The sequence below is a fragment of the Labrys sp. LIt4 genome, assembly GCF_017813775.1.
Classification (GTDB): Bacteria; Pseudomonadota; Alphaproteobacteria; order Rhizobiales; family Labraceae; genus Labrys; species Labrys okinawensis_A.
On sequence record NZ_JAGIPY010000005.1, the window covers coordinates 69,755 to 86,035 of the forward strand.

General features: G+C 67.0%; 12 protein-coding genes. 9 read left to right on the forward strand and 3 right to left on the reverse strand.

All coding sequences use genetic code 11. The annotated features are described in order from the left end of the window. The first annotated feature begins 234 nt into the window (after nt 1-234). From J8I29_RS11070 to J8I29_RS11085, 4 genes are all read left to right on the forward strand, one after another. Nucleotides 235-1,260, forward strand: coding sequence for a ribose ABC transporter permease (locus tag J8I29_RS11070; RefSeq protein WP_209431682.1), 1,026 nt, complete (start codon nt 235-237; stop codon nt 1,258-1,260). Between the two features lie 249 nt (nt 1,261-1,509). Further along, on the forward strand, nt 1,510-2,628 hold the full coding sequence (locus J8I29_RS30395; RefSeq protein WP_209431683.1) for a trypsin-like peptidase domain-containing protein: 1,119 nt from the start codon (nt 1,510-1,512) through the stop codon (nt 2,626-2,628). Between the two features lie 13 nt (nt 2,629-2,641). Continuing rightward, the gene (locus tag J8I29_RS11080) at nt 2,642-3,985 is read left to right on the forward strand and encodes a hypothetical protein (protein ID WP_105860752.1); all 1,344 of its coding nucleotides are present in this window, start codon (nt 2,642-2,644) and stop codon (nt 3,983-3,985) included. After that, nucleotides 3,982-5,334, forward strand: coding sequence for a hypothetical protein (locus J8I29_RS11085; protein ID WP_209431684.1), 1,353 nt, complete (start codon nt 3,982-3,984; stop codon nt 5,332-5,334). The genes J8I29_RS11080 and J8I29_RS11085 overlap by 4 nt, the downstream gene beginning before the upstream one ends. A gap of 99 nt (nt 5,335-5,433) precedes the next feature. On the opposite strand, the gene J8I29_RS11090 is transcribed toward J8I29_RS11085, so the two are convergent. Further along, complete coding sequence (locus J8I29_RS11090; protein ID WP_105860754.1) at nt 5,434-8,205, reverse strand: [protein-PII] uridylyltransferase; 2,772 nt, start codon at nt 8,203-8,205, stop codon at nt 5,434-5,436. Nucleotides 8,206-8,516: 311 nt separating this feature from the next. Beyond that, on the reverse strand, nt 8,517-11,246 hold the full coding sequence (mutS, locus tag J8I29_RS11095) for a DNA mismatch repair protein MutS (RefSeq protein ID WP_209431685.1): 2,730 nt from the start codon (nt 11,244-11,246) through the stop codon (nt 8,517-8,519). A 255-nt stretch (nt 11,247-11,501) separates the two neighbouring features. Between mutS and nadE the strand changes: the two genes are divergently transcribed. The 5 genes from nadE (at nt 11,502) to hemW (ending at nt 15,560) form a co-directional block, all read left to right on the forward strand. Beyond that, nucleotides 11,502-12,311 (forward strand): ammonia-dependent NAD(+) synthetase, encoded by an 810-nt coding sequence (gene nadE / locus J8I29_RS11100; RefSeq protein WP_209431686.1) that lies wholly within the window; start codon nt 11,502-11,504, stop codon nt 12,309-12,311. A 131-nt stretch (nt 12,312-12,442) separates the two neighbouring features. After that, entirely contained in the window at nt 12,443-13,111 is a 669-nt protein-coding gene (locus J8I29_RS11105; protein ID WP_209431687.1) for a GntR family transcriptional regulator, read from the forward strand. A 243-nt stretch (nt 13,112-13,354) separates the two neighbouring features. After that, a complete protein-coding gene (locus tag J8I29_RS11110) occupies nt 13,355-13,945 on the forward strand; it encodes a biotin transporter BioY (RefSeq protein ID WP_105860758.1) in 591 nt (196 codons plus the stop codon). Beyond that, entirely contained in the window at nt 13,942-14,367 is a 426-nt protein-coding gene (locus tag J8I29_RS11115; protein ID WP_209431688.1) for a DUF1284 domain-containing protein, read from the forward strand. Before J8I29_RS11110 ends, J8I29_RS11115 begins: the two co-directional genes overlap by 4 nt. Before the next feature lie 32 nt (nt 14,368-14,399). Next, nucleotides 14,400-15,560, forward strand: coding sequence for a radical SAM family heme chaperone HemW (hemW, locus tag J8I29_RS11120; protein ID WP_209431689.1), 1,161 nt, complete (start codon nt 14,400-14,402; stop codon nt 15,558-15,560). Here the strand turns inward: hemW and J8I29_RS11125 are convergent. Then, on the reverse strand, nt 15,505-16,278 hold the full coding sequence (locus tag J8I29_RS11125) for an AcvB/VirJ family lysyl-phosphatidylglycerol hydrolase (protein WP_209431690.1): 774 nt from the start codon (nt 16,276-16,278) through the stop codon (nt 15,505-15,507). The two genes, hemW and J8I29_RS11125, sit on opposite strands and share 56 nt — an antisense overlap. Nucleotides 16,279-16,281 lie beyond the last annotated feature (3 nt).

The following is a 16,281-nucleotide window of genomic DNA, read 5'->3' on the forward strand; positions in this document are numbered from 1 at the left end:
CAAGCTTTGCTTGCGACTGGGAGGGAAGGGGACCCAGAGCCAAGGATCGAGCTCTTCAGCTCCTGGATTCCACTCACAAGCAAAGCTTGTGAGGATACCTCGCCCTCTCTCGCTTCGCTCAAGAGCGGCTCTGCCGGGGATGACGGCAGCACTTATTGGGTTTCTCACCCATCGATCCCGCGCGATGACATACCGGCAAGACGAGGCGGCCCCCAAGACAGGCAGGACTGTGCGATGACATCCACCAACCCTTCCACCGCAGATACCGCCCACCGCAAATTCGCCCTGTCAGGCACGCTGCGGGGCCTGGGCATGCTGCCCGCCCTCGTGCTGATCGCCATCCTGTTCCAGCTCCTGTCGGGCTATGTCGAATCCGGCGGCCTGTCCTGGGCCAGCGGGCGCTTCATGAGCTGGAACAATCTGTCGATCGTGGCCCAGCAGGCCTCGATCAACACCGTGCTCGCCGCCGGCATGACCTTCGTCATCCTCACCGGCGGTATCGACCTCTCGGTCGGCTCGGTGCTCGCGGCCTCGGCCATGATCGCCCTGATCGTCTCGCTGATTCCGGGCTGGGGCATGATGGGGTTGGTGGCCGCTTTGGTGACCGGCGGCCTGCTCGGCCTCGTCAATGGCGCGCTGATCGCCTTCATGCGCCTGCCGCCCTTCATCGTCACCCTCGGCTCGATGACGGCGGTGCGCGGCCTCGCCCGTCTGTTCGGCGAGGACAAGACGATCTTCAATCCCAGCCTGCCCTTCGCCTTCATCGGCAACGGCACGATCTTCGGGGTGCCCTGGCTGATGGTGATCGCGCTCGCCACGGTGGTGGTGTCCTGGCTGATCCTGCGCCGCACCGTGCTGGGCCTGCGCATCTACGCCATCGGCGGCAATGCCGAGGCCTCGCGGCTGTCGGGCATCAAGGTCTGGTCGATCCTGCTCATCGTCTATGGCATTTCCGGCCTGCTGGCAGGCCTCGGCGGGGCGATGTCCGCCGCCAAGCTCTATGCCGCCAACGGCCTGCAGCTCGGCCAGTCCTACGAGCTCGACGCCATCGCCGCCGTGATCCTCGGCGGCACCAGCTTCGTGGGCGGCATCGGCTCGATCTGGGGCACGCTCATCGGGGCCCTGATCATCGCCGTGCTTTCCAACGGCCTGATCCTGATCGGTGTTTCCGATATCTGGCAGTTCATCATCAAGGGCCTGGTGATCATCGGCGCCGTCGCCCTCGACCGCCTGCGCTCCTCCGGCAGCGCCCGCACCTGACCCGGCCGCCGGACCGCAAGCCTTCCCGCCTCCGTTGCACGCGCGACGGAGGCGGTTCTCGTTGAGGCGGTCGTCATGCCGGCTTCACCGACGGCCGGGATTCACGGCGCTCTCACGCGATTATGCTAAAGCATTCCGCCACTGGACAGAGACACCTGGGAACCGCGAGGACGCGACGAAGCAAGGAGCTCGAGCAGGCAAGCGCTCAGCCAGGGGCCGGCATCGAGATGATCGAGCGAGGGGGCGAAGGTGGACAAGCTCACAGGCGCGCAGGTCTCCGAACTGGCCAAGGCCCTGTCGACGACCGTCAATCTCGATGATCTCGGCAATTTCGTCTATGTGGCGACCGGCGACCAGCTCGAGGTCTACTGGACCGACGTCGCCAAGCCGCTGGTCTCCGTGCTGCGCGAATTGGTCATCCGCCTCGAACAGGAAGGTCAGACCGGCAATTTCCTCAAGGCGATCTATGTCGACCGCCCGCGTCGCGACGATATCCGCCAGCTCATCGCCCGGCTGGCGCCGGAAGCGGCGGCCGAAACCCTGACCAATCCCTATGACCTGGTGGTGCTGGACAAGGACAATCGCGGCACTCAACCCAGCGCCGCGACCCTGGGCCCCGGCCTGCAGCGCAACATCAAGCCTCATTTGCGCATGCTCGATCCCGCCTCGTGGATCGCCGGAATGAACGGGACACTGCGCCGGGTCTGCCGCATCGAGATCGACGGCAGCCCGGCCGGCACCGGTTTCCTGGTCGGCCCGCGGGCGGTTCTGACCAACTGGCATGTCGTCGAGGCGGTCGCCGGGCAGAACGGCCTGTCCGCCGTTTCCTGCCGTTTCGACTATGCGCGCAAGGCCGACGGTTCCTTCAACGAGGGCGAGGCGGCCGCGCTGTCCGGCACCGGGCTGCTGCACCATCGCCCCTACGCGCCGGCCGAAATGACCGCGGCGCCGGACGAGCCGCCCCCCTCGGCGACCGAGCTCGACTTTGCGCTGCTGGAGCTGGCCGGGAACACCGGCACCGAGCGCGGCTGGTTCGCCCTGCCGGACCGGGACGACGCCCTGGGCCAAGGCTCGCCCCTGATCATCGCCCAGCATCCCCATGGGGGGCCGATCAAGCTGGCGATCGACACCGAGGCGATCCTGCCCACACCCGCTCCACCGGGCCGGCCGAGGCTGCGCTATGCCACCAACACCGATCCGGGCTCTTCGGGCTCACCCTGCCTGAGCATGGAGTGGCAGCTTCTCGCCCTCCATCATTTCGGCGATCCGGCCTGGGGCGAGCCGACATTCAACCAGGGCGTCCCCGCGGGACTGATCCGGGCGGATATCGAGGCGGCCGGCCTCGGCGCTACCATTCCGGCGGCCTGAGAAGGGGAACGGCATGGGCGTCGTCACACTCCCCCCTCAAAGCGTCATCTCGATCTCCAACGCGATCGGAGACCTGTGCACCTTTCGCGAACTGGGCGACCTCATGCAGATCTGCTACGGCACGTCGGTTGCCATCACCGGTGTGAGCTTTGCCGAGCAGCCCCGACGCAAGGTCGCCCGCGATTGCGTCGACTGGGCGCAAAAATGCGGGATCCTGACGAATTTCGTCGCCATCGTGCTGCATGCCAAGAACGACAACACCGCGTTCAGGGAATTGGTGACGCAATTGATCCCCGATGCCCTGACCGCACCGCCGAGCGTGGCGTCGCAGGTCGGCACCGTCGTCACCGGGCTCGACAGCCTCGCCGCCTATTTGGCCAAGGACGAGGTCGGGAAGAAGGCGGGCATCTCCAAGCAGCGCCTTGGCGAGATCGGCCGACGCATCAACCTGCTGGCTGCCTATAAGGGGTTGCACGACAGCCTCCACCATATCCAGATCAACCACACCCGCATCCTGCTGCAGGCCGTGGCGAGCATGGACAACCCGATCAGCTACGAGACGGTGCAGGTCTACATCGCCCAGGTCCGTGCCGCCGTCGCCGCCATCCGCACCCAGATCGCCAGGCCGGGCGCGGACGAGATCCTGGCCGGCCTCGACCTTTCCTGGGTCGACGAGCTGGAAAGCAGCTCGCAGCGCTGCCAGGAGGGGCTCGACGCCGACAGGCCGGGGCCGGTGCTCATCGCCATCCGGCAGATCGCCTCGATCAGCGACAGCCAGTCGGTGCAGCTGAACAAGGGTATCTTCGATGCCGCGACGAAATTGCCCCTGCCGGAACTGGCAGGCGCCCTGGTCGAAATCGGCGCAGCCGATGCTGGCCTGCAGGCGGCGCTCGACGAGGCCATCGTCGCCCTCGGGGCCCTGCAGCGCACCTTGATGAGCCGGATCGCGACCCATAACCGCCTGCAGAAAGTGGAGCAGAACCTCTCGATCCTCGCCAGTTGCCTGGACGATCCCGGTGTCCTGATCGTGGATGAGATCGCCGCCCTCTGGCCCGAGACCAGGGCGATGCTGCTGAACCTGGCGTCGCTGGGCCTGGAACGCGCGGATCTGACCGTCGACGGAGAGGATTGCGACAAGATCGACGCCTGCCTGCAGGATGTCGAGATCGCCCAGCGCGACACCGCGTTCAACCTCAAGAACGCGCCGGCGATCCGGGCCCTGCAGCGGGCCTTCTCGGGTTTCCAGAAGAATGCCAGTGCCCAGTTCTTCGCGCTCGATAGCCGGCTGAAGGCGGATTTCGACAGCGTCTTCCAGATCAGCGGCCGCCTGAAGGACATTCTGGGGGCCGTGCCATGACCGAAACAGCGCCCCCTCTTCAGCCGGACATCTTCGCGAGCATCGCGGATATCAGCCACGCACATCTCGACCTGCTCAGGTCCAGCAGCCAGCGGAGTGACGATAGTCCGCAAGCAATCGAAGCCTTTCACAATCGCGTTGCGGCTTTCCGGGACAGTGTCGCGGCAGCCGGCGCTCGCCTTGGACAGGAGGAGGATCGCGAAGCAGCCCAGGGCATCATCGACTATTGGAGCACGCAGCTGCTGACCTGGTCGACGAACGGCGCGAGGCTGGATCTCGACCTGCCGCTCGCTCCCTATCTCACATCGGACAAGGCTCTCCCCGCCGGCGCAACGGTGGCCGGGAGTTCGACGGGGCCGGCGACGGCGCAGGACGCCCGCGCCCAGATCCGCATCGGTGCCCTGGCCTATCAATGGCGCCGGTCGAACCGGGCGCCCGGCTATCTGCTTACCGGCAATGCCCTGGTGGAAGCCGCCGGATATCGCGACAAGGACCCGGAAATCGAGGCCTTCGTGAGCGCGAGCACGGCGGCCGAACGCCGGGCGCGCCATATCCGCATCGGGTTCATCGTTACGCTCCTCCTGTCCGTCGCCTTTGCCATCCTCGCTGTCCTCTCCTTCCTTCGGGAGAACGAGGCCCGCAAGGAGGCCGATCGCCTGCGCGAGCAGGCGGAGGAACTGTCGGCGGACAATGACAAGCGGGCCCAGCGCTTCCTCAAGGCCGATGTTCAACTCCAGACCGAGCGGTTTCGGCACGAGGCCGAACTCAAGGATCTCAACGACCAGTTGCTGGCGATGAAACGCTCGCTGGAGGAAGCCCAGACCAAACTCAAGGATGCCCTGAAGTCGGCGCCGGCACCAACGGCGAACCCGTCCCAGCACCAGTTCCTGCGTGCTTCGGACGCTGTGCTGACACAGGCCATCGACCAGTCCCGGTCCTACAAGCTTCCCCCTCCCCCCAAGCTGACGGCCGGCGAACAATTGCTCGCCAACGTCAACCTGATCGATGGCCCCAATGGCAATGCGCGGCGGGCGACCACGGACAATCTCGTGCGGGCATTGCGCGACGGGACGGTCTCGCCCGCCGACCAGCGCATGCTGGTCGGCGCCCTCGTCAACATGCTGGCACGGCCGGCCGTCCAGAGCCTGACGCTGACGGGGCGCTACAACGTCCTCTACATCCTCTCGACCATCACCCAGGCCCAATGGACCTTGCCGGACTGGGCGGCCCTGCGCGAGCGGGCTCGCGTCGTGACGGCCGACCTGGTCGGCCCCAATGCCCAGAACGACCTTCCAATGGGAACGGAATCGCAGAAATTCTACCAGCAGCTGGTGCAGAGGCTGCAATGACGCCAGCGGTCGTGAATCCAGAAGCCATGGCCACTGCGTCTGCGAGACCTGGATGGCTTCGCTACGCTCGCAATGACGGTGCTTGATCGGCCACCCCGTTCAGCCCGATTTCCCTTCACCCCGGAACACCGCCAGCAGATTGCTGCGGATGCTGTCCTGGCGCTGCAGCGACGTGATCTTCGCCCCGGTAAGGTCGGTGACGTAGAATACGTCGACCGCTTTTTCGCCGAAAGTGGCGATATGGGCCGAGGCGATGTTCAGGTTCAGCCGCGAGATCGCCGTGGTGAGGTCGTAGAGCAGGCCGGGGCGATCGAGGCCCCAGACCTCCACCACCGTATGCCGGTTCGACCATTCATTGTCGACCACCACCTCGGGCGCGACCTGGAAGGCCTTCTGCCGCGGCTTGATGGCGCTGCGCTTGGCCACGGCGTCAGGCAGTCGGATGGTGCCGGTGAGTGCCTGCTCCATCGCCTGGGCAATGCGCCCCGCCCGGCGCAACTCGTCCTCGTCCTGCGGAAATTCACGGCTGACGAAGATGGTGTCGAGCGCCAGGCCATCCGTGGTGGTGTTGATCTGGGCATCGACGATGTTGGCCCCGGAAGCCGCGCAGGCGCCCGTGATGATCGACAACAGGCGCGGATGGTCGGGGGCGAGGATGGTCAGTTCGGTCACGCCGCGGAAGGCATCGGTGGCCACCTCGGTGCCGAGCGTCTCGCCGCGCTCGCGCACGGCCCGCACGAAGCGGGCGTGGCGCAGCCGCCGCGGCAGGTCCACCTTGAGCCAATAGGGCGGATACAGGCGCGCCACATAGGCATCGACCTCCGCCTTGCTCCAGTCGGACAGGCCGGCCCTCAGTTCGTCCTGGGACAACTGCACGCTGGCGCGCCGGTCCACATTCGAATGGCCGCCGGCCAGCACCAGCTCGGTCTCCCAGAACAGCGAGCGCAGGAGCTGGCCCTTCCAGCCGTTCCACACGCCAGGCCCCACCGCCCGGATGTCGGCCACGGTGAGGATGAGCAGCAGCTTGAGGCGCTCCAGCGTCTGTACCGTGCCCGCGAAGGTCTCGATGGTCTTGCGGTCGGAAATGTCGCGGGACTGCGCCGTCATCGACATCACCAGGTGCTGCTCGATCAGCCAGGAGACCGTATCCGTCTGGGCCGGGGTGAGGCCGAGGCGAGGCCCCAGCTTCTTGGCGATCCTGGCGCCGGCGAGCGAGTGATCCTCCGGCCTGCCCTTGGCGATGTCGTGGAGGAAGGTGGCGACATAGAGGGCGGTGCGGTTCTGGATGCTCGGCATGATCTCGTTGACGAGAGGATGCTCGTCGCCGCCCTCGCCGCGATCGATGTCGGCGAGTTCGCCGACCGACCGCAGCAGATGCTCGTCCACGGTGTAGCGGTGATACATGTTGAACTGCATCATCGCCACGACCTTGCCGAAATCGGGGATGAAACGGCCGAGCACGCCGGCTTCGTTCATGCGCCGGAGCACGGTCTCGGGCGCATTGCGCGAGGTCAGGATCTCCAGGAACAGCCGGTTGGCCTCGGCGTTCTCGCGCAGTGCCGCGTTCACCAGTTTGAGCGAGCGGGTGACGAGGCGCATCGCGTCGGGATGCAAGGCGAGGGAATGCAGGTCGGCAAGGTGGAACAGGCGGATCAGGTTGACGGGGTCGCGCGCGAACACCTGGTCGTTGGCGACGTTGAGCCGGCCTGTCTCGATCACGAAATCCTTGGTGCCGATCAGGGCCTGGCGCTGACTGCGGCGGAAGGGAGCGATGAAGCGGTCCAGCATCGCCTTGGGCTTTTCCTGGCGCGCCTCCAGCGCCGCGCAGACGATGGCCGTGAGATCCCCGACATCCTTGGCGACCAGGAAATAGTGCTTCATGAAGCGCTCGACGCCGCGCAGGCCCCCGCGGTCCGCATAGCCCAGAAAGGTCGCTATCTCGCGCTGGGTGTCGAAGGTCAGGCGCTCCTCGGGCCGGCGGGTGAGAAAATGGAGGGCGCAGCGCGTCGCCCACAGAAAGTCCTCGGCCAGGGTGAACTGGCGATATTCGCGCCGGGTGAACAGGCCGGCCTCGACGAGATCGGCGGCATCCCTGACGCGATAGACATATTTGGCGATCCAGTAGAGCGTGTTGAGATCGCGCAGGCCCCCCTTGCCTTCCTTGACGTTGGGCTCGACGCGGTAGCGCGAGTTGCCGGCCTTGATCAGGCGCTCGTCGCGCTCGGCGAGCTTGGCGGCCACGAACTCGGCCGCGGTAAGCTGGACGAGCTCGCGGTCGAAACGGGCGGCGAGCTCCGCGGCCAGCCCCATGTCGCCGAGGATCGGACGCGCCTCGAGCAAGGCGGTGCGGATGGTCATGTCGCCGCGGGCGAGGCGCAGGCACTCGTCGATCGTGCGGGTGGCATGGCCGACCTTCTGCCCGAGATCCCACAAGACGTAGAGGATGGCTTCGGTGACGCTCTCGCCCCAGGCCGTCTGCTTGGCCGGCAGCAGGAACAAGAGATCGATGTCCGAACCCGGCGCGAGGGTGCCGCGGCCATAGCCGCCCACCGCGATGACGGCCATGCGCTCGCCTGCCGTCGGATTGTGGGTGGTATAGACGTAGCGCGTCACATAGGCGTAGCTGGCGCGGATGATCTCGTCCTCGAGCCAGGACAGGCGCTGGGCGCAGGCGGTGCCGAGGCGGTCCTCGCTGAACCAGGTTCGGATGGTCTCGCGGCCGTCCCGCAAGGTTGTCTTGAGCAGGGTGACCACCGCCAGGCGCAAGGCGTCGGCATGCCCCTCATGCTCCAGCGCCAAGGCGTCGATCTCGGCTTCGAGCGCCATACGGTCGAGGACGAGGTGGAGCTCACGATTGGGCTTGTCGAGCATTGCAGGCCTTATAGCGTTTTGCGATTCGACGGGGCCCCCGAATCGCAAAGGCGCGTTGGAACAATGAGTTAGGGCAAATGAGCGTTCACACTTGAACGCACTTTGCTCTATAGCGTTTTGCGATTAGACGGAGTCACCAAGAATCGCAAAGACGCGTCAAAACAATGAGCTAGAGCAAATAAGCGTTCACGCTTGAACGCGCTTTGCTCTAGGAAGGAGAGTGTCCTGGGACCGCCGGCTTCCAGCCGGTTCTTGGAACCGCAGCGTTCGCCGGATGAGAAGAGCCGGCTGGAAGCCGGCGGTCCCAGGTATTATCCCTTCTTGGCGCTATCGCGTTTGGCTTTCAAGGAAAACAAGGCGTCGAGCGCCTGGCGAGGCGTCATGTCGTTGGGATCGAGGGCATCGAGGGCTTCCGCGACTTCGTCCCGGGCCTTGATCGCGGGCTGGGCCGGCGCCCGCGGGGCCGCCGCGAACAGGGGCAAATCGTCGACCAGGCGCGCCGCCGGAGCCTGGCGGTCGGTCGCTTCCAGCTGCGCCAGCACGGCCCGCGCCCGTTCCACCACGGCGGCCGGCATGCCGGCGAGCTTGGCGACCTGGATGCCGTAGGAGCGATCGGCGGCGCCGGGCACCACCTCATGCAGGAAGACGACGTCGCCGTGCCATTCGGTTACCCGCATGGTGGCGTTGGCGAGCCTCGGCAGCTTCTTCGTCAGCTGGGTCAGCTCGTGATAATGCGTGGCGAACAAAGCGCGGCAGCGATTGACGGCGGAGAGGTTCTCGATCGCCGCCCAGGCGATCGAGAGGCCGTCGAAGGTGGCGGTGCCGCGTCCGATCTCGTCGAGGATGACGAGCGCGCGCGGCCCGGCCTGGTTGAGGATCGCCGCCGTCTCCACCATTTCCACCATGAAGGTGGAGCGCCCGCGCGCCAGGTCGTCGGCGGCGCCGACGCGTGAGAACAGCGCGTCCACCGCGCCGATATGGGCCGATTTCGCCGGCACGAAGGAGCCGATCTGCGCCAGCACCGCGATCAGGGCGTTCTGGCGCAGGAAGGTCGACTTACCCGCCATGTTCGGGCCGGTGAGCAACCAGATCTTGCCGGCCGCCTTCTGGCCCTCGCCCTCGCCGCTCAATTCGCAATCATTGGCGACGAAGGGCTTGCCCTCGCGCTTCAGCGCCCGCTCCACCACGGGATGGCGCCCGCCCTCGATGGCGAAGGCGAGCGAGGTGTCGACAACGGGACGGACATAGTTCTCTTCCTCGGCCAGCACGGCGAGCGCCACGATCACATCGAGCAGGGCCAGCGCCTCGGTGGCGGCCCGGATGGCGGCGCCGTCGGCGATGAGGGCCGCGGCGAGATCGGAGAAGATCTGGAGTTCGCTCGCCAGAGAGCGCTCAGCCGCCGAGGCGATGCGCGATTCCAGGGTCGAGAGCTCGGCGGTCGAGAACCGCATGGCACCGGCCATGGTCTGGCGATGCACATAGGTTTCGCGCAGGCCCGGCTGCAGGAAGGCTTCGCCCGCCTGCTGCGGCACCTCGACGAAATAGCCGATCATGTTGTTGTGCTTGATCTTGAGCTGGCGGACCTGGCTCTCCTCGGCATAGCGCGCCTGCAGGCCGGCGATGACGCGCCGGCTTTCGTCGCGCAGCGCCCTGGTCTCGTCGAGGCCGGCATCATAGCCGGCGCGCACGAAGCCGCCATCGCGCTTGAGCAGCGGCAGATCGTCCTGCAGGGCAGCGGCCAGGCGCGCCGCCAGACCCTGGTCCGGCCTTGCCAGGGCCGAGAGGATGCCGGCGAGCACCGGCGGCAATTCGCTCTCGCGTTGGCGCAGCAGGGCCTCGATGGCGGCGATGCCGGTCAGCCCTTCCCTGAGAGCCGCCAGATCGCGCGGGCCGGCCCGGTCGAGGGCGAGGCGCGCCATGGAGCGGGCGATGTCCGGCGCCGATTTCAGCCGGGCGCGGACCTGGCCGCGCAGCAGCGCCTGCTCGGCGAAGAAGGCCACCGCATCCTGGCGCAGGGCAATGGCCTCCGGCGCCAGCAGCGGGCTCGCCAGCCATTGCGCCAGGAGGCGGCCGCCCGCCGCCGTCACCGAGCGGTCGACGGCATCGAACAGGGAGCCGGCCCGCTCGCCGCCCAGCGTGCGCGTCAGCTCCAGATTGGCGCGGGTGGCGGCGTCGATCGCCATATGGGCGCTGGCGCCGTCCCGGCGCGGCGGATCGAGCGCCGGCTTCTGACCGACCTGAGTGCGCAGGATATAGGTGACCAGGCCGGAAGCGGCGACCAGCTCGGCCCGGGAAAAGCTGCCGAAGCCGTCGATGGTGCCGACATCGTAGAAGGCGGCGAGGCGGCGCTCGGCCTGGGAGCCGTCGAAGACGTCGCGCCCGACCGGCGTGACGGCGGCGCGGCTCTCGCGCCAGAGCGAAGCCAGTTCGGCATCCTCATGCACCGCCTCGGCCATCACGATCTCGGACGGGTCGAGCCGGGCGATTTCGGCCGGCAGCCCGGCCTCGTCGCATTCCGACAGGCCGAACTCGCCGGTGGAGATATCGGCGAAGGCGAGCCCGAAACGGGCCTCGTCGTCGGAAATGCGCAGGCGCGCCAGGGCGAGCAGCAGATTGGTGCGCGTCGGCTCCAGCAGCGTCTCCTCGGTGATGGTGCCGGGCGTGACCAAGCGGACCACGCCGCGCTTGACCACCGATTTGGAGCCGCGCTTCTTGGCCTCGGCCGGATCCTCCATCTGCTCGCAGACCGCGACGCGGTGGCCATGGGCGATCAGGCGCTGCAGATATTCGTCCGCCCTGACGACCGGCACGCCGCACATGGCGATGTCCTCGCCCTGGTGCTTGCCGCGCTTGGTCAGGACGATGCCGAGCGTCTTGGAGGCGATTTCCGCATCCTCGAAGAACAATTCGTAGAAATCGCCCATGCGATAGAACAGCAAGGCGCCGGGATGGCCAGCCTTGATCTCGAGATATTGCGCCATCATCGGCGTGACGGGCGCCGAGGCGTCGGCGGTGTCGAGTTTGCGGGGCGAGGATGTCATGGCGGCACGCTAGCAGATGCGGGCAAAGGGAGCACGAGGGCGACGCCGGAGGCTTGTGGATAGATGGGGCATCTGGAGGGCCGACCTTCTCAGCTCCATTCAGTGATGGAGCAGGATCGAGCTCCTGGAAACGACGCGCATGACGGAGAGCGCAAGGTGGTCGATCTGAAGATCGCCCCTCCAAGTGCCCCATATTGACGCTCCGGAACGAACATGGCCTGTTGTCGCCCGATTCAACTGCCCGGAAGCTTGCCCATGCCGCAGCCGCTCACGCCCGACATCATCGTGCCCGAAACCTTCGATCCCGCCGTAGAGGCCGAGCGGCGCATCGCCTTCCTCGCCGACTACCTGAAGGCTTCGGGCGCACACTCCTATGTGCTGGGCATCAGCGGCGGCGTCGATTCGCTCACCGCGGGCATGCTGGCTCAGGCCGCCGTCGAAAAGCTGCGGTCGGAAGAATACGACGCCTGGTTCTTCGCCATGCGCCTGCCCTATGGCGTGCAGGCGGATGAGGCCGATGCCCAGCGTTCGCTCGCCACCATCAAGCCCGACCGCACCGTCACCGTGAACATCAAGCCGGCCGCCGACGCGATGATGGCGGAACTCGCCCGCGAGGCCGCCGACCTGATCGATCCCGTGCGGGCGGATTTTCATCACGGCAATATCAAGGCGCGCCAGCGCATGATCGCCCAGTTCGGCCTCGCCGGCGCGGTGCGCGGCCTGGTCATCGGCACCGATCACGCCGCCGAGGCGGTGATGGGCTTCTACACCAAGTTCGGCGACGGCGCGGCCGACATCCTGCCGCTGGCAGGCCTCAACAAGAGGCGGGTGCGGGCCCTGGCCATCCATCTCGGCGCCCCGCGCGAATTGGTCTTCAAGGTACCCACCGCCGACCTCGAGACCAATGTGCCGCTGAAGCCCGACGAGGATGCCTATGGCGTGACCTATGAGGAGATCGACGACTTTCTGGAGGGCAAGCCGATCGCCGATGCCTCGCACCAGCGCATCCTGTCGACCTATCGGGCCACTGCCCACAAGCGCGCCTTGCCGGTGGCGGCGGGCTGATTTGGAGGGCTGGTCTTCAGACCAGCCTGGAAACACGGAGTTCGCCGGATAGAAAGATGCCGGCTGGAAGCCGGCGGTCCCAGGAAGCGCGCCTCTCGACAAATCGGCACACCTGAAATTATCTATAAATCATGAGCGCCCCGAAGGACGACACCATCGCCATCCGCATCGCCAAGGTGCTGGCGGATCGCATCATCTCCGGGGCGATCGAACCCGGTGCCCGATTGCGCCAGGACCATGTCGCCGAGGAGTTCGCGACCAGCCATGTGCCGGTACGCGAGGCCTTCCGGCGCCTGGAGGCGCAGGGCCTTGCGGTGAGCGAGCCCCGGCGCGGCGTGCGCGTGGCCGCTTTCAACCTCGAAGAGGTGAAGGAGGTCGCGCAGATGCGCGCGGCCTTGGAGGGGCTGGCCTTGCGCCAGGCCGCACCGCACCTGACCGCGACCATTCTCGACGAGGCCGAGGAAGCCACCAAGGCGGGCGACCGGTCGCGCGACGTGCGCTCCTGGGAAGAGGCCAATCGCCGCTTCCATCGCCTGATCCTGGCACCCTGCCGCATGCCCCGCCTGCTGGCGGCGATCGACGATCTCCATGCCGCCAGCGCCCGCTTCCTGTTCGCGGCCTGGCGCTCGGAATGGGAAACCCCGACCGACCAGGACCACCGCGCCATCCTGGCGGCCCTGCGCGCGGGCAAGCTGGACGATGCCGCCGCCACCCTGGCCCGCCATGTGCAGCGGGTCGGCCTGAAACCGGTCCGGTCGGCCTCCGGCGCGACGCGGGAAGCCTTCGCCATTATCGGGTGACCTGTGTCATCCCGTGCGCGTTGCGGCGCGCAGTGCCGCGGCGCAGACACGGGGATCGCCATCAAGATAGGCGCTTTTCTCCTCTCGCGGTCCCGGCTCTGCGGTGCAGCACGACGTGCCAGCTCCGCGTCCGGGATGACATCGATTATGTCGCCCGCGCACCCGGATATTGCCAATCGTCCCATTTTGTGACCTCTATAGATGATTGAATTCGAAATTATCTATAATTCCCGTGGAGCTCCCATGTCGCACACCGTCACCCCCTCCCTGGCTCCGGCTTTCAGCCCCCTCGACATCTCGCGGCGCTCCCTCGGTTGGCAGGCGGCTGCTGTGGTCGCGGGCACGGCCGTTCTGGCCCTGGCCTCCCACATCCAGGTGCCGATGTTCCCCGTGCCGATGACCATGCAGACCCTGGCCGTCACCCTCATCGGTGCGCTCTATGGCTGGCGTCTCGGCGCCATCACCGTCCTGGCCTGGCTGGCGGAAGCCTGGATGGGCCTTCCGGTCACCGCAACGGGAAGCATCGGCACCTTGTTGTTCGTCGGTCCGACGGCCGGCTATCTGATCTCCTTCCCGCTCGTGGCCGCTTTTTGCGGCTTGCTGGCCGAGCGTGGCTGGAACGGCAACCGCCCGGTTCTCGCCTTCGTCAACATGACTCTGGGCAATGCCCTCTGCCTGGCCATCGGCGGGGCCTGGCTTGGCGCCCAGATCGGCTTGGAGAAGGCCTTCCTGCTCGGCGTCGCGCCCTTCCTTCTCGGCGGCCTGCTGAAGTCGGTCATCGGCGCCGTCACCCTGATGGCCCTGGTTCGCGGCAAGGCCGGCACCGCCCGGTGACGGTGCGGCTTCGTGCCCACCATCTCCTCTGCATGCTGACCTATGTCGGCAAGGGATACAGCCCCGGCTTCGTCGCCAATTACGATGCCATCGCAGCGCGACTGAGCCAGGGTGAAGACATCGAGATCGTGGCGGGGCCGGACGATATCTGCGCCCCGCTCGCAGAAGAGGCCGATTCGCATTGCCATGAGCCGCGGATCGACCAGCGCGACGAACTCGCCATCCGTGATGTCAGCGCCCTGATGCGCCTGCCCATCCGCACCGGTACCCGCATCGCCCTGACTCCGACCCTGCTGGCGCGTTTCCGCGGCGCCTTCGCCGCCAATCTCACCCGCTCGGCCTGCATTGGCTGCGAATGGTCGGGCCTGTGCAGTGAAGTGGCCCGCGACCGCTACCGGGACTCCCGTGTGAAGCGGGATTGACGTAGCCCCGAGCAACTGCCACTTGAGCCGGCATGATCCCCAACTCCTCCGAGCCCGGCTTCGGCGTTTACGTGCATTGGCCGTTCTGCCTGGCCAAATGCCCCTATTGCGATTTCAACAGCCATGTCCGCACCGGCGGCGTCGACCAGGCCGGCTATGTCGAGGCCTATCTCAAGGAAATCGCCCATATGGCCGCCGTCGCGCCGGGGCGGCAGGTGCAGTCGATCTTCTTCGGCGGCGGCACGCCCTCGCTGATGGACCCGAAAACCGTCGGCGCCATTCTCGATGCCATCGGCGGGGCCTGGACCATCGCGCCCAATGCCGAAATCTCGCTGGAAGCCAATCCGACCAGCGTCGATGCCACCCGCTTCGCCGGCTACCGCGCCGCGGGGGTCAACCGCGTCTCGCTCGGCGTACAGGCGATGAACGACGCCGATCTCAAGCGCCTGGGCCGCATGCATTCGGTGGCCGAGGCCATGGCAGCCGTCGAGATCGCCGCCAAATCCTTCGAGCGCTATTCCTTCGATTTGATCTATGCCCGCCCGGACCAGCAGCCCCGGGATTGGCAGGCTGAGCTCGACCAGGCCATCGATCGGGCGGCCGAGCATCTCTCGCTCTATCAGCTCACCATCGAGCCGGACACCATGTATGAGCGCCTGGTCGCCGCCGGCAAGCTCATTCCAATGCCGGACGAGGATGCCCGTATCCTGTTCGACATCACCCGCGAGACCTGCGAAAGGCGCGGCCTGCCGGCCTATGAGATCTCCAACCATGCCCGCCCCGGCGCCGAATGCCGGCATAATCTGGTCTATTGGCGCTATGGCGAATATGCCGGCATCGGCCCCGGCGCCCATGGCCGCCTCATCGATGCCGATGGCGTCCGCCGGGCGCTCTCCACCGAGCGCAGCCCGGAGAAATGGCTTGCGGGGGTGCGTGCGAACGGCCATGGCCTCGTCGACGACCAGCCCCTGACGGCGGACCAGCAAGGCGACGAAATGCTGCTGATGGGCCTGCGCCTGGCGGAAGGCATCGATCTCGCCCGCCTCGCCCGGCTGCGCGGCCGGCCTGTGGCGGAGAGCACACTGGCCGTCCTGCAGGACAGCGGCATGGTCGAGCGCCGGGAGGACCGCGTGCGGGTCACCCGTGCGGGTTTTCCGCTGCTCGATACGGTGGTGGCCGAGCTGGCGGGCTGACGGCCAGGCGCCGCAGGATCGCCTGCGCCACCGCCCCGGCATCGCCATCGCGGTCATGCCCGCCGGGCCGCGCGATGCGCTCGGCGCCCGCAAGCTCGGGCAAGGTGCAGGCACTATGCTCCTCCCGGCCATAGAGGCAGACCACCCTGCGCACGGGCAGTTGCAGCAGCATCGGCGCGACCGGCGTGTCGTCCGCCGCCGGCAGGTCGAGCATTTCGAGGAGCGAGATGCGGAAATTGGCCTCCGGCAGCAGGCCGACCAGGGCAATCAGCCCGGTTTCCCGCCGTGTCCTCGCCGAAAGCAGGGGCCAGGCGAAAGGCAAGGCGTCCGCGCCGAAGGAATAGCCGGCCAGGACGATGCGGCCGGCATGCCAGCGCCGGCGATAGACGGCCAGGATACGCTCGATATCCCGGGCAAGTTCGGCGGGCGAGCGCTTGACGAAGAAATAGCGGCGCGCATCCAGCCCGACGACACCGATTCCCGCCCTGGCAAGGCGGCGAGCCAGGCTTCGTTCCAGCCCGCCCCAGCCTGTATCGCCCGACAGGAAGAGCACGAGCTTGCCCTGCTCGGAGGGAGCTGCCGAAATCTCGAGCGGCAGGTCCGCGAGGCGGTCGCCAGCCAAAGACGAGCGGGCCGGAGCAGGCTGCCCCAAAGCGAGCAGCATCAGGCCGGATGCCAACCCGACGACGGCGGTGCGCCAGCCGGACCGCCCGTGCAAGCG